Annotated in this window: 15 protein-coding genes; 1 reads left to right on the top strand and 14 read right to left on the bottom strand. The window is 61.3% G+C overall.

Features of this window, described 5'->3' with window-relative positions:
• The 13 genes from fliS to ACY69P_RS06675 all read right to left on the bottom strand — a co-directional run.
• The coding region (gene fliS, locus ACY69P_RS06735; RefSeq protein WP_462326947.1) for a flagellar export chaperone FliS at positions 1-439 on the bottom strand (439 nt) is incomplete at its 3' end.
• A gap of 21 nt (positions 440-460) precedes the next feature.
• Positions 461-2,125 (bottom strand): flagellar filament capping protein FliD, encoded by a 1,665-nt coding sequence (gene fliD / locus ACY69P_RS06730; protein ID WP_462326946.1) that lies wholly within the window; start codon positions 2,123-2,125, stop codon positions 461-463.
• A 146-nt stretch (positions 2,126-2,271) separates the two neighbouring features.
• Positions 2,272-3,162, bottom strand: a complete 891-nt coding sequence (locus tag ACY69P_RS06725) for a flagellin N-terminal helical domain-containing protein (protein ID WP_462326945.1) — start codon at positions 3,160-3,162, stop codon at positions 2,272-2,274.
• A gap of 488 nt (positions 3,163-3,650) precedes the next feature.
• Positions 3,651-4,454, bottom strand: coding sequence for a tRNA (adenosine(37)-N6)-threonylcarbamoyltransferase complex dimerization subunit type 1 TsaB (gene tsaB / locus ACY69P_RS06720; protein WP_459898630.1), 804 nt, complete (start codon positions 4,452-4,454; stop codon positions 3,651-3,653).
• 10 nt (positions 4,455-4,464) lie between these two features.
• Positions 4,465-5,541 (bottom strand): RIP metalloprotease RseP, encoded by a 1,077-nt coding sequence (gene rseP, locus ACY69P_RS06715; protein WP_462326944.1) that lies wholly within the window; start codon positions 5,539-5,541, stop codon positions 4,465-4,467.
• A gap of 71 nt (positions 5,542-5,612) precedes the next feature.
• Complete coding sequence (dxr, locus tag ACY69P_RS06710) at positions 5,613-6,806, bottom strand: 1-deoxy-D-xylulose-5-phosphate reductoisomerase (protein WP_459898632.1); 1,194 nt, start codon at positions 6,804-6,806, stop codon at positions 5,613-5,615.
• Positions 6,807-6,869: 63 nt separating this feature from the next.
• Positions 6,870-7,709 (bottom strand): phosphatidate cytidylyltransferase, encoded by an 840-nt coding sequence (locus tag ACY69P_RS06705; RefSeq protein ID WP_459898633.1) that lies wholly within the window; start codon positions 7,707-7,709, stop codon positions 6,870-6,872.
• Between the two features lie 26 nt (positions 7,710-7,735).
• The gene (locus ACY69P_RS06700; RefSeq protein ID WP_459898635.1) at positions 7,736-8,479 is read right to left on the bottom strand and encodes an isoprenyl transferase; all 744 of its coding nucleotides are present in this window, start codon (positions 8,477-8,479) and stop codon (positions 7,736-7,738) included.
• A gap of 99 nt (positions 8,480-8,578) precedes the next feature.
• Entirely contained in the window at positions 8,579-9,133 is a 555-nt protein-coding gene (gene frr, locus ACY69P_RS06695; RefSeq protein ID WP_462326943.1) for a ribosome recycling factor, read from the bottom strand.
• Between the two features lie 3 nt (positions 9,134-9,136).
• Positions 9,137-9,859: a UMP kinase gene (pyrH, locus tag ACY69P_RS06690; RefSeq protein WP_459898639.1), complete on the bottom strand. Its 723-nt coding sequence runs from the start codon at positions 9,857-9,859 to the stop codon at positions 9,137-9,139.
• A 119-nt stretch (positions 9,860-9,978) separates the two neighbouring features.
• Positions 9,979-10,584, bottom strand: coding sequence for a translation elongation factor Ts (tsf, locus tag ACY69P_RS06685; RefSeq protein ID WP_459898641.1), 606 nt, complete (start codon positions 10,582-10,584; stop codon positions 9,979-9,981).
• Positions 10,585-10,586: 2 nt separating this feature from the next.
• A complete protein-coding gene (gene rpsB, locus ACY69P_RS06680) occupies positions 10,587-11,363 on the bottom strand; it encodes a 30S ribosomal protein S2 (protein WP_404844195.1) in 777 nt (258 codons plus the stop codon).
• A 175-nt stretch (positions 11,364-11,538) separates the two neighbouring features.
• Positions 11,539-12,312 carry a fumarylacetoacetate hydrolase family protein gene (locus ACY69P_RS06675; RefSeq protein WP_459898645.1) on the bottom strand — a complete coding sequence of 258 codons (774 nt, stop codon included), beginning with the start codon at positions 12,310-12,312 and terminating at the stop codon, positions 11,539-11,541.
• 527 nt (positions 12,313-12,839) lie between these two features.
• On the opposite strand from ACY69P_RS06675, the gene ACY69P_RS06670 reads away from it, so the two are divergent.
• A complete protein-coding gene (locus ACY69P_RS06670) occupies positions 12,840-13,640 on the top strand; it encodes a 2-amino-3,7-dideoxy-D-threo-hept-6-ulosonate synthase (protein ID WP_404844197.1) in 801 nt (266 codons plus the stop codon).
• A 376-nt stretch (positions 13,641-14,016) separates the two neighbouring features.
• On the opposite strand, the gene ACY69P_RS06665 is transcribed toward ACY69P_RS06670, so the two are convergent.
• A partial coding sequence (locus tag ACY69P_RS06665) for a hypothetical protein (RefSeq protein ID WP_462326942.1) occupies positions 14,017-14,226 on the bottom strand: 210 nt, incomplete at its 5' end.

Raw genomic sequence — 14,226 nt, 5'->3', positions numbered from 1 at the left:
AAGGCTCGCCGGATGCGGCATTCTGCGGCGCGCGCTGGGCGGGGGCGCCTGCCGTGGTCGCCGCCTGCTGGCCGCCGCCACCCTGAATTTCCTCAAACGCATCCTTGAGGCCTTCGAGGATGCGGATGATTTCGTCAATGATGCTGACGTCCATATTCATATTGGCGCGCAAAAGCCGCGTGCTGCAATAGAAATACAGCTGGTGCAGGTTCTGCGCGACCTCGCCGCCCTTTTCGTTGTTGAGGCTCTGGTCGAGCTCGGCGATGACGTCGAGCGCTTTGGAAATAAGCACGCCCTTCTTGGCGAAGTCCTTTTCCGCGATGCGCTCTTTGGCCTGTCTGAGGTATTTGATCGCACCGCTGTAGAGCATGATAAGAATATCGCCCTGCGAGGTGGTGCTGACCTGTGTCTGGAGATACGCCTTGGCGCCTTTGATCATGGATGGCTCCTGAAACTCCGGTTAGTCGGAAGAAAGTTGCTTCAACTGGGATTCCAAAGACTTCTTCTGCTGCTCGTACGTGCCAAGCGTCTCTTCCAGCCTGGCATACTTGAGCCGGAGTGTCTTTTCGAGCTTAATGAGGCGTGTTTCCTCATAGTCGATCTTCTTTTGGATGTTATCGATGATGTCCTGATAGTTGTTCTCAAGGATTTTGAGTGTGCCATCTTGGACGTCTGTCAGGTCCGAGAGAACATCGTAGAACTCACCGGCCTTGCCCTGCTTCACGCGGGCGTTGCCGGAGTGCGTCCCGGCATTGAGGTTGTTGATCGTCAGCGACAGACCGGATTCCGGGTTGCCGGATTTACCGGTAATCTTGTTGCCGTTGATTGTGGCCTCGTTGCCGTTGATGGTGGCGGCGGTGATGGTGCCGCTGCCGTCAACGGTGTATTCCACGGCGTACTCACCCGGCTCGGTGATGCCGGGAATCATGGACTCGAAGGCGAAGTCCGAGGTGTCGGTCGCGCCTGTGCCCTGTGAGCTGAACAGCTCGGCCACGGCGTCGGAATCGTTCTCCAGCGCTTCAAGGAAGTCGGCTTCGTCAAAGACCAGCAGGCCCTGCGTGGGGGACCCTTCCGTGGCGTCGGTCAGGATGCCAATCTGCGCAAAGGTGGAGTAGACGTCCTCGTCGTAGTCAAAGCCGATGCCCTTGGTGGCGGTGACATCCTTAATCTGCGAGCCGACAATTTGCAGGCCGTAGTTGCCCTGCAAGATGGCGCCTTGTTTGGTCTTTTCGTCGTATTTGGTCAGCGCGCGGATGGAGGCGCGGACCTCGTTGACCTTGTCCACAAAGGTGCGGACCTGCTCAATGATGGCGTCCGTATCGTTGGCAACGGTGATTTGCGTGGTGCCCGTGCCTTTGAGGTTCATGGTCACGCCCTCAATGGCCTGCGTCACGGTATTGGTGGCCAGCTCGATGTAGGTCCCGTCATCGGGCCAGCCGTCCACGGTAATCTGCGAGTTTTGCGCAAGTTGGGTGTCGTTGAAGTCCCCTGCCCCGTAATTGGTAAGGGTGGTTGAACCGTCAATGGTGATGGAGTTGTCCGCGCCAAGGTCCATGCCCTTGACTTGCAGAAAGTAGTCACTGCCGTTGTAGAGGATGCTGGCTCGTACGCCGGGGTTGTTGTTGTCCTTATTGATAAGGTCGCGCAGGCCGGCGAGGGTGGTGCCGTTTGGCACGTCAAGGCTGACGGATGTGGAGCCGTAGGTGTAGTCAAACACCAGCGAACCGCCGGAACTGTTGATGGACGTATCTTCCGTTGCAACGGCGAATGTGCTGGTCTTTATCTCGTTTTGGGCGAGCTGTTTGACGTCAATTTCGTGCGAGCCTTCCATAGCGCCGCTATCCGCAGTGGCGGACAGCACACTGGACGAGGAGACGTCCACGTTCTTTTTAAGGAACTCGTCCAAGGTGTCCATGGAGCGCATTTCATTTTTGAGGCTGAGCATCTGGGAGTTGAGGGCAGTGAAATACTCCTGCTTCTGAACCCAGGACTCCTGCCAGCTTTCAAGACGTTTCTTGTGAAAGCCCTCGGCAGTGAGTGTGGCCTCGATGATTGCGTCGAAGTCGGTCCCATTGCCGAGACCGGTGAAGTGGATTGCGCCTGATGTTGTAATTTCCGATGGCATGTGGGGTCCTCTCAGGAAAATTTTGCCGGGTGCCGAAGTATTCACCAGAATTTGTGCAAACGCAATGCCACTCAAACAGAGACCGGGGCGCGCGATGTCCGCACGCCCCGGCCAGTTCAGGGTGTTAAGCCGTTAGCGCGCTAGCCCTAACCGCCCAAGAGCTGCATAGCCAGCCTCGGCAGAGAGTTGGCCTGGGCGAGCATTGCCACTGCGGACTGCGACAGAATCTGCTGCCGCACAAACTCGGTCATTTCAAGGGCCACGTCCACGTCCGAGATGCGGGATTCGGACGCCTGCAGGTTCTCAGCCTGAATCTGCAAGTTGGAGATGGTGTTTTCCAGCCGGTTCTGCAAGGCACCGAGCTTGGCTCGGATGTTATCCTTGGAGATGATGGCGTCGTTCAGCCCTTCAAGGGCGTTCTGGGCGGCGGACTGCGTGGAAATGGTGTAGCCACTGTCCGTTGTGTCTGCCTGGTTGCCGACACCAAGGGCTGAGGCCGTCGCGGTGTCGATCTTGATGTAGTAGTAGTCCTCGGAGCTGTCGTTTGCCGAGCCAAAGTGGACCTTCAGCTGACCTGTGGGCGTCAGGCCTGTGCCGTCATGGGTGCCGGACAGGTTGCCGTTGAGCAGGTGGATGCCGTTGAAGTCCGTGGCGTTGGCGATTCGTGTGATTTCCGACGCCATGGCCTGATATTCGGAGTCGATGATCAGGCGCTGGGTGGAGTCGTACGTACCGGTGGCGGCCTGTTCCGCAAGTTCCTTCATACGGACGAGCTTTTCGTCGATGACGCCAAGGGCGCCGTCTGCGGTCTGGATGAGCGAGATGGCGTCGTTGGCGTTACGCACGCCCTGGTTCAGGGCGGCGATGTCGGAGCGCATAAGCTCTCGGACGGCAAGCCCTGCAGCGTCGTCTGCCGCGTTGCCGATGCGGAGGCCAGACGACAGACGCCTTGTGGAAACGCCAAGGGCGCCGAATGACATACTCAGGTTGCGGGCAGCATTCATCGCCATGAGGTTATGATTGATAACCAGAGACATAGTACTTTCCTCCTTGAAAGCGTTTGTCTTCCTCGTGCTTGCGGCGTCCTTGCCCAAGCGATTACGGCCCTAAGGCCAGAGAGAAATCATGTGTTTGTGACCATACCTCCTTGCAGCTCTTGAGTGTGCCGGGCTGTTGCTCAATGTATCGTCGTGATTTGTGGAAAACTTTAGTATGCAGTGTGGTGTCTACTGCGTCAGATATTTCGGTGTGTTGCGTAATGGTGCTGTGTACGGTGCGTACTCCGCGCTGTGTTGCATTGCGTAAAAAGTGTAAGAAGTGTGAAAGGTTGCGTCATTTACGGGCGGCTGTGGGCAGGACGCGAAAAAAAATCCCCTCACTGGTGCGTCCAGTGAGGGGAAAATGCGTTGGGTCTTTGGCCTGTTGGGGCGGCGCGCCGCCAATACCGAGGGCGGAAAGAGGCAGAAAAACCTCCGCCACAGGGAGGAAATACCGCTCGCGGCGGGGCGTGTGACCGGATGGCGTGCTAGGCGTCGGCCTCGCTTCCGCTTGGGGCGCGCAGGCTGGAGGTGGCGTCGTCAAGGCGGCGTTCGGCCTCGTCGGGGTCCATGCCCCGGCGCTCGGCTATGCTGCGCAGGTTGTCCTCGGCGTCCGAGGCGCGCAGGTACAGCGGCTCGACGGGCGCGGAGGTATACTCGGCGGCGCAGGCCGCTTCGGCATAGACCTCGGGCAGAGGGTGGTCGAAGCGCGGCGGCAGGATGGCGCCGGCAAGGGGCGACTCGGCAAAGAATGCCGCGTTGCGCCGAAGGCCGCTGCCCAGCAGGGCAAGAGGGCCGTCAAAGGTCGCGCACAGGGCCAGCGTCTCGTCCAGCGACAGAGGCGCGGGCGCGGCAAGGGCCGTGCGCGTGGCGGCGGCAAAGGGCTGTACATACACCTGCCGGGTGCGGGAATGCGTAACGGCGACGATGGTGCCTTCGGCCATGGGGGCCGGTCCGGCGGCCAGCAGGGGCAGGTAGTCCAGCCCAGCCATGGGCACGCCAGCCGCGCGGGCAATGCCAAGGGCGGTGGCGAGGACCATGCGCAGGCCGGTAAAGCTGCCGGGGCCGCGGACACAGGCGATGCCCGTCAGGTCAGCGGTGGTGAGGGAGGCGCTGTCCAGCAGGCCCTTGATGGCCGGGGCCAGAAACTGCATGGCGCGTCCGGGCACGGTCCATTGCTGGGCCGCGCCGACAAGGCCGTTTTGGGCCAGGACAAGATGGAGCCGGTCCTCGGTGCCATCAAGCACGAGGACCGGCGCGTCAAAGGTCGGTGTGGATTGTGGTTTACCCATGATGTGTCTGCTACATCGCCGATGGGGCGAAGAGGCGGTAGATGTCGTTATAGGTGGCAAGGACCATCAGCGAGATGAGCAGGATGATGCCAAGTCGCGTGGTCATAATCTGCCACTTTTCGGGAACGGGCTTGCGGAAGACCATCTCGAAGGTGAGGAACAGGATATGCCCGCCGTCCAGAACCGGAATGGGGAACAGGTTCAGCAGGCCAAGGTTCACGCTGATGATGGCCGTCAGGAATAGCACTTCCATCAGCCCGCGCTTGGCCTGTTGGTTCACCATCTGGGCGATCATGATGGGGCCGCCCACGGTGTCCAGTGGCACCACACGTTCGAACAGCTTGCCGATGCCGCGCATGGTCAGCTCAATGACCTGCCATGTCTGGTTGGCGCCCTCAACGAAGGCGCGGCCGGTCCCGAGGGGGATGGTGACGGTTTCACCGGCGGCGCTGACGCCCACCATGGGCGTGGAGATGGTCTCGCCGAAGATGTTCTTGCGCTCCATCACGCGGGGGACGACGTCCAGTTCCAGCGTGGCGTTGTCGCGCTGGACGGTGAAGTCCAGGGTTTGGCCCTCACTCTTCTGGATGGCATCTGCCATTTCGCTCCAGAAGGTGATGCTTTTGCCGTTGACGGCCAGCACTTCGTCGCCGGGCTGGATGCCTGCCACCTCTGCGGCGCTGTCCGGCTGAATGCCACCGATGGCGGGCTTCAGCTCAATAAGGCCGGTGGACATGAAAATGCTGGAGTAGATAACCCATGCGAGGATGAAGTTAAAGATAGGGCCCGCGGCCACCACGCACATTCTGTGCAGGGGCGGGCGCTGGGAGAAGTTTTGCTCGGGGGTGAAGCCTTCGGGGAGTTCGTCATCAGGATTCTCGCCCAGCAGCTGCACATAGCCGCCAAGGGGGACGGCGGAGAGCTGATAGCGCGTTTGTCCGCCCATGAAGGAGAACAGCTTGGGCCCGAATCCAAGGGAAAACGTGCGAACACCGATGCCGAGGAAACGGGCGGCGAGGAAGTGCCCAAGTTCGTGGAAGAAAATGAGCGCTCCGAGGACGAGAACGATTGCGATGGGTCCTTGCATGTTGCTTTAGCCTCGGCTTTGGCGCGTGACGCGTTGCCGGTTTGGGTGATGGTTTCCGGATGCCCTTACGGTCAGGCGGACGCCCATTTCCGGACCTCGGCCCGAGTGTTTTGGTCGAGGGCGAGGATGGCTTCCAGGCTTTCGGCGTCGGCTCCCGTGTGGGCGTCCATGGCGCGCTGTATGAGCGCGGGAATATCCAAGAATCCTATCCTGTTTTGCAGGAAAAGGTCCACGGCGATTTCATTGGCCGCGTTGAGGACCACGGGATAGCTTGCGCCTGCGCGCAGAGCGTCGAAAGCATAGCCCAGACAAGGAAATATATTTAACGCAGGGGCCTCGAAGGTCAAGTGCCCAGCCTTCACTAAGTCCAGCGGCTCAAGGGACAGGCCAAGGCGATGCGGCCAGCCAAGGGCGTAGGCAATGGGGATGACCATGTCCGTCGGGCCCATGTGCGCCAGCATGGAGCGGTCCTCGTATTCCACAAGGGAGTGGACCACGCTCTGCGGGTGCACCACCACGTCGATGGCCTCCAGCGGCAGGCCAAACAGGTGGTAGGCCTCGATGACCTCAAGGCCTTTGTTCATAAGCGTTGCGGAGTCGATGCTGATCTTGGCGCCCATGGACCAATTGGGGTGGGCTAGGGCTTGCTCGCGGGTGACGCCCTCTAGTTCCTCACGCGTTTTGCCACGGAAGGGGCCGCCGGATGCTGTGATAATCAGGCGGCGGATGTCATGCTGGTCATGCCCGCACATGCCCTGAAACAGCGCGTTGTGCTCGGAGTCCACAGGCAGGATGACCGCGCCGGTCTCATGGCAGATTTTACGAAACAGGTGACCGGCCAGCACAAGGGCTTCCTTGTTGGCGAGGGCAATGGTCTTGCCTGCGCGGGCGGCGGCGAGGGTGGGCGGCAGTCCCGCCGCGCCAACCTGCGCCGCGAGGACGATGTCGGCCTCGGGCATGGTGGCAAGGTCCACATAGGCCTGCGGCCCAACGAGAATGGCGGGGGTGTAGCCCTCGGGCAGGCGCTCGCGCAGTTCGCTGGCGGCCTCGTCGTTCAGGACGGCGAGGAAGGGCGGACGCAGGCGGGTGGCCTGCTCGGCCAGCAGGGCCGCGTTGCGGGCGCCGGCAAGGGCCAGCACCTCAAAGCGGCCGGGATGTTCATCCAGCACCTTGATGGTGCTGACGCCGATGGAGCCGGTGCTCCCCAGCAGAACGAGGCGCCGTGCGCTCTCGGCCGGGGGCGTGAGGGGGGAGATGTACGTCATGTCCTGTGTCTCGAGAGGTGGAACGCCGCGGCCTGCGCGAAATGCGCCATGGCCGCGTCCGCCCTACCGGAAGAAGTGGAAGATGGCATCCAGCCCGGCGTAGGTGGCTACGGCCAGCAGCAGACTGTCGATGCGGTCCAGCACTCCGCCGTGACCGGGGAGAATGGTGCCGGAGTCCTTGACGTTCTGCCTGCGCTTGATGGCGGACTCGATAAAGTCGCCGAACTGGGAGGAAATATTCAGGCCCATGCCCAAGAGCGCCCACATCCACCACGGGCGGCCAGCGCCGGCACCGGCGAGGAAGTATTCATCCACCGCGCCGGCAACAAGGCAGACCAGCACGGAAGCCGCCATGCCGCCGAGGCTGCCGCTCCACGTCTTTTTGGGGCTGATGGCGGGCCAGATTTTGGGGCCGCCAAAGGTGCTGCCCGCGTAGAATGCGCCGGTGTCCGCCGCCATGACGGCCAGCAGCACAACGATGATCTCCACGTGCAAAAAGCCGAAGAAGAACTGGAGCATAAGCGGGATGTAGAGCAGGCCGCTGACGAGAATGGCGGCAAGGCCGTAGGACGTGTTCTCGGAGAGGTCGTCCGTGCTCTTGGAATACTTGATGAGGAACCCAAGGCTGGAGACCCAGAAGGCGGCGATGAGCACGCCAAGGATGAGCCACGGGTTGCCGGTTTTTCCGGCCCAGAGGATGAAGATGCCAAGGGCGGACCCTGCGGCGCGGAGCCAAGTGTGGCGGCCGTCCTTCCAGAACATGCCGTAGAATTCCCACAGGCCGACAGCGGCGATGGCCGCGAGGGCGGAGAACTCGAACCAGCCGCGCAGCGCGATGGCGCCAAGCAAGAGGGGCAGGAGGACCAGGGCCGTACGGATGCGTTTTTTGTGAGAGCTGTTCATGGTGCGTGGCGGCTCGGGGCCGGAGTTTAAGCGTTGTGCCCGGTGGTCTGGGCGGACGAGAGCTGCTCGTCGGTACAGCCGAATCGGCGGCCACGGCCCGCAAACGCGGCAAGGGCGTCATGCAGGTGGGCTTCGTCGAAGTCGGGCCAGTGCGTCGGGGTAAAGTAGAATTCAGCGTAGGCGGCCTGCCACAGCAAAAAGTTGGACAGCCGCAGTTCCCCGCTGGTGCGGATGATGAGGTCCGGGTCGGGCTGGCCTGCGGTGTACAGGCGCTCGGCGATGGCGTCCTCGGTGATGTCTTCCGGGCGTGCGCCCTCGGCCGCAAGCTGGCGGCAGGCGCGTAGGATTTCATCGCGCCCGGAGTAGTTGAGGGCGAGATTGAGGGTCATCTCCGTGCCGTCCTTGGACTGCGACACCGCGCGTTTGACCGCTTGCCGCGTCACCAGCGGCAGTTCGGAGAGGTCGCCGAGGATGTTGAGGCGTATGCCTTGTTCGATAAGGGAGGCCATTTCGCGGTTCATGAACCGCACAAGCAGGTCGAACAGGAAAGAGATTTCCTTTTTCGGCCGCGCCCAGTTCTCGCGCGAGAAGGTGTACAGCGTGACGTGACGGATGCCGAGTTTGCGGCATTCGGTGACGAGGCGCTTTGCCGAAGCGGTTCCGGCCTTGTGGCCTTCGCTTCGTGGCATTCCCTGAGCCTTGGCCCAACGGCCATTGCCGTCCATGATGACGGCGAGGTGACGAGGCAGTGTGTCGAACTTCAGAGTCATGCTCCGCAGGTTGGCTTGACGCGGGGGCGTCGAAAAAAGGAAAATCCTGCCGCCCCGGCAGAAGGGACGGCAGGACGAAAAGGGCGTAGATATCCGGGGCTAGAGCTCCATGATCTCGGCATCCTTGGCCTTGAGGAGCTTGTCGGCTTCCTCGACCATGGCATTGGTGATCTTCTGGATTTCTTCCTGCCCGCGGCGCTGGTCATCTTCGGAGATATCCTTGTCTTTTTCCAGCTTTTTCAGAGATTCGTTGGCATCTCTGCGGACGTTTCGGATAGCGATCTTGCAGTCCTCGGAGTACTTCTTGGCCAGTTTGACCAAATCCTTACGGCGCTCCTCGGTCAGCGGGGGGATGTTGATGCGCAACAGCTTGCCGTCGTTGACCGGGTTCAGCCCGAGGTCGGAGCTGATGATGGCCTTTTCGGCGGGGGCAAATGCGCCACGGTCCCAAGGCTGAATGGTGATGGAACGGCTGTCCGGCACGGCGATGGAAGCGAGCTGCTTCAGGGGCGTGGGGGTGCCGTAGTAATCCACCATGACGTCCTCGACCAAAGCAGTGGAGGCGCGGCCGGTGCGCAGTTTTGCAAAATCGCGCTCAAGGCTGACCAGAGCTTTTTTCATCCTGTCCTGACAATCATCCATCACGGACTGCATGGTCTAATCTCCTCCTTCGACGAGAGTTCCGATATTTTCGCCGCTAACGACTTTTTTGATATTGCCGCTTTCGAAGAGGTTGAATACGGCGATGGGCAGGTTGTTGTCCATGGCCAGCGAAATGGCGGTGGAGTCCATAACCTGCAGCCGTTTGCTCAACACTTCGATGTAGCTCAGGCTCGGGTATTTGACGGCATCCTCGTACACCATGGGGTCTTTGTCGTAGACGCCATCGACCTTGGTGGCCTTGAGGATAGCCTGCGTGTGAAGCTCCGCAGCCCTAAGCGCCGCAGCGGTATCGGTAGTGAAATACGGGTTGCCGGTACCTGCGGCGCAGATGACGACGCGGCCCTTTTCCAGATGGCGGATAGCCCGCCTACGGATGTAGGGCTCCGACACTTCCTGCATGGAAATGGCGCTCATCACACGGGTTTGTATGCCTTCCTTTTCCAGTCCGTCCTGCACGGCAAGAGCGTTCATGACAGTGGCCAGCATACCCATGTAATCGCCCTGGGCGCGGTCCATGCCTTTGGCGCTCGCCGCCATGCCGCGAAAGATGTTGCCGCCGCCAATGACGAGGGCCACCTGCACTCCCATGCGGGAGACTTCCGCGATTTCGCGACAAAATGCGCTGACGGATTCGGGGTCTATACCGAATTTTTGCTTTCCCGCCAATGCCTCGCCGCTGAGCTTCAGCAGCACCCTCTGGAACCGCAACTCACTCATATTTCACACCTTTATGCGCTTTCTGTGGTTAATTTGCCAGAACACCGTAACATAATTCTGGCAAAGGTTTGAGAAAAAAAGGCCAAAAAAAACGGGCCTTGCGGCCCGTTTCGGAGAGCTTAGCTTTGGGCGTCTTCGCCCACGGCTACGCGGGCAAATCGGCCAATCTGGATGTTTTCACCCAGAACAGCGACCAGCTCGTTCAGGAGGTCCTGAATGGAGAGCTTGTCGTCTTTTACGAAAGGCTGCTCAAGCAGGCAGACTTCCTTGTAGTATTTCTTCACGCGGCCTTCGACGATCTTGTCGGCAATGTGCTCGGGCTTGCCTTCTTCGAGGGCCTGATTGCGGTAGATTTCCTTTTCCTTCTCCAGCATGTCCTGGGGCAGCTCGTCGGGGGAGACGCACACGGGGCTCATGGCAGCAATCTGCATGGCCACGTCCTTGGCAAAGGCCTGGAACTTATCGGACTTGGCGACGAAGTCGGTCTCGCACTTGATCTCGACCATGACGCCCAGCTTGCCGTTGGAGTGGATGTAGGAGCCGACGTACCCTTCGGAGGTGGCGCGGCCGGCCTTCTTCTGGGCCTTGGCCAGACCCTTCTCACGCAGCCATGCGACAGCCTTGTCGGTGTCGCCGCCGCACTCGCCGAGGGCCTTTTTGCAGTCCATCATGCCAGCGCCGGTCTTGTCGCGCAGCTCTTTCACCATTGCAGCGGTAATAGCCATTGTTACTTTTCCTCCGCGGATTCAGCTTCAGGGGCCTCTTCGGCCTTATCTTCTTCCTTGGCGGCTTCGGCGGCCTGGGCCATCTGCACTTCCTCCTGGCGGGCGTCGCCTTCGAGGCAGGCGTCAGCGATGGCGGAGGCAAACAGCTTGATGGCGCGGATGGCGTCGTCGTTGCCGGGGATAACGTAATCAACGAGGTCGGGATCGCAGTTGGAGTCGCACACGGCCACGATCGGGATACCGAGCTTGCGGCACTCGCGTACGGCGATGTCTTCGCGCTTGGGGTCAACCACAAAGGCGACGGCGGGCAGGCCTTCCAGGTCCTTGATGCCGCCGAGGGCGAGGTTCAGCTTCTGCACCTCGCGGGTCATGCCCACGATTTCGCGCTTGGGGAACTTGTTGATGGTGCCGTCTTCGAACATGGTCTCCAGCTTCTTCAGACGGTCAATGCTGTGCTTGATGGTCTGGAAGTTGGTGAGCGTGCCGCCGAGCCAGCGGTTGGTCATGAAGTGCTGACCAGCGCGGGAGGCTTCCTGCTTCATGGATTCCTGCGCCTGGCGCTTGGTTCCGATGAAGAGCACCTTGCCGCCGTTGGCGACCTTTTCTGCGATGAAGTCATGGGCCTTCTGGAACAGACGGACGGTCTGCTGCAGGTCCATGATGTGGATGCCGTTACGGGCGCCGAAGATGAACGGACGCATCTTGGGGTTCCAGCGGCGGGTCTGGTGACCGAAGTGAACACCGGTCTCCAGCATCTGCTTCATGTTGACATAAGCCATGGTAATTCCTCCAGGGTTGTTTTCCTCCACTCCGCGTAAAGCACGCCCATAACCCCCTCAACGGAGAGGGCACCCATGGGCGTCAACGTGGAGTGTGTGGGATTGAAATCGCGGCGTTATACTTGGAATGCAGAATGATGGCAAGCAGAAAATGTCCGCCAGCCACCACCCTTCACTACTGCACCCGGGCGGCGGCCGTATCGCCCCCGGAGTGGGACTGCGCGCTCTCTGCCTGAACAGGATTGGAGAGTCGGCCCAGTCCGCTGATTTCTACGCTGACAACGTCGCCGTCAGCGATGGTCGCACCGTTGTTGTTCATGCCGAACATCACCACGTCGCCGGGAAGCAGCGTCATGATGGACGACACGTGGCTGATGGCCTCCAGCGGCTGCATGGTCAGGTCATCGATGGTGAAGTGCTTGGATGTCTCGTCGTTGACGGCGAGGGCGATGTCCAGCTCTTCAAGGGCGGGCAGGTCCGTTTCGATGAAGGGACCGACCGGCGTAAAGGTGTCGAAGCCCTGCGCGGCGGCGGAGCCGGGTTCGGCAAGTTCGGGCACATGCGCGGCAATGTTGGCGCAGCATGTGTAGCCAAAAATATGCGAGGGCATGTCCTGCGTCTGCACGCCACGGCATTGCCGCCCGATGAGGATGCCCAGCATGGGGTTGGCCACGGCCTGCTGCGCTGTGGCGGGGATGCTTATGGTCTGTCCGTTGCCGATGACGGAGGACGGCGGCTTGAGATTCAGCCGCGGAGTGGGCTGGGGCGAATCGGTTGGGCGCGCTTCAATGGTAATGATTTTTGAGGGGACGGCCAGCGGGAGGAGGGTGGCTTCCTCGGGCGGGATGATGCCTTCAATACCTTTGGCGCGGTCCAAACACTGCAGACCGCCGTCGGTGACGCGCGCATAAAACGAAACGCCTCGGTGTAATACGCGGATTATTCTCATAAGTGCCACCTTGTTCTTTTGGGGTGAGTGGTGCGCGGGACAAAGGGCGCATAGTCCTCTATAGCAGGTGACGGCTGTGGTGTCTAACCCATGGAAAATGTGCAGGGAATCTTTTGCCCCCATGGGCAAGACCCCAGCGTCGGCGCAAGCCGTTACCGCGCGGGTTTTCGGCGGTTTTTCCGTGGCGGGGCCGGGCGGGGCAACGATGATGGTGGCCTGCTGCGCGTCCGGTGTGGAGCGCCGGCGCGTGCGGCGGCGCAGGACTGGGCGCGCAGGGGTCTGCATTCAGGGGCTTGACAACGCTCCGGAAACGGCTCTACATATTGCGGATGCAAAACGTTGCCCCCACCACCATCGCGACCTCCTATTATTACGCTGCGGACATGACGGTCTGTGGCGACTGGTGCGTTGTGCTGTAGGGGCACGGGAAAAACGACAGTCGAGTGTAGCGAGGCCGTTGGATAACATCCAGCGGCCTCTTTTTTTTGTGCGATTTTGCAGCTAAGGGAAAGCGCAGGAGGAATGTCATGCACATTGGAAAAGCCATCCGCTTTGAACGAATCATGAACCGCAATACCGGCCGCGCCATTATCGTGCCGCTGGACCATGGCACCACCATCGGTCCGGTGGACGGCCTCATCGACATGCGCGAGACCCTCGCCCATGTGGCTGAAGGCGGCGCCAACGCCGTGTTGATGCATAAGGGGCTGGTCCCCTGCGGCCACCGCCAGCAGGGGCCGGACATCGGCCTCATTGTCCATTTGTCCGCCAGCACGGTGCTGTCGCCCTTCCCCAATGCCAAGACCCTCACCGGCACGGTTGAGGACGCCATCCGCCTTGGTGCGGACGCCGTGAGCGTGCATGTGAACCTTGGCGACGAAAGCGAACGCGATATGCTGGCCGACCTTGGCCGCACCGCGTCGCAGGCTTCGGAGTGGGGGATGCCCATTCTTGCCATGGTATACGCCCGCGGCCCCAAGGTTGCCAACGAGTTTGACCCCGACGTGGTGGCGCACTGCGCCCGCGTGGGCATGGAACTGGGCGCGGACATCGTCAAGGTGCCCTACACCGGCTCGCCCGATACCTTCCGCCGCGCCGTGGCCGGAGCCTGCGTGCCTGTGGTCATCGCCGGTGGTCCCAAGGTGGACAGCCCGCGCGACCTGCTCCAGATGGTGTCCGACTCCCTCGATGCCGGCGGCAGCGGCCTGTCCATTGGCCGCAACATCTTCCAGGCGGAGGATACCTTCAATATGGTCCGCGCCTTGAACGGCCTTGTTCACGAGGGCTGGGACGTGGACAGCGCGCTGGACGTGGCCGAGGGCCGCTAGCGCCACACCGGGGCGGCGTCTTCCCCGCGTCTGATGCCCGGCCGTTTCTGTGCGATTGTGGCCGCTTCTGCCCGATTCCGCCCGAAGCTGACAGTCGTAGGTAGCCGCCTCAACGCGGACTAAACGGAGCCGGATACGCCCCCAGACGCCGCGCCGTGGGCCGCGTGATGTCACGTTGCCTCGGCCAGCGCCGCATTGGGCGGGCCGCGCTTTCGGGCGCGCCGGGGACGCCATACCGTTTTCCCTTCCTGCCGCATTCTGCCAGCGCCGTGCGCTGGTTCTTCTCGCCATCCAAACGAGCACAGGCCCGGAGCGACAGTGTCGCTTCGGGCCTGTTGCCGTGGTCCCCTTGGGACCATCCCCTTCCCGCGTCGGACTACGCAGTGAAAAGATCAAGCCGCGCCGGTGCGGCAGGGACGGGGCGTCCTTTCTTGTAGGTCATACAGGTGTACTTGACCACCAGCCACGCGTCAGCAAGGGGCGCGGGCAGAAATGCCGGGGCCGACAGCTCCGGGGCCGCCTGCCGGGCGCGCCGGGGAGAGCGGGGTGCGCCGCCAAGGATGCGCTTCATGCGGCGTGATGCGTC

The organism is Desulfobaculum sp. (assembly GCF_054921475.1).
Note: the sequence above shows the minus strand (reverse complement) of the source record. Positions and strands in the feature narration are given on the sequence as shown.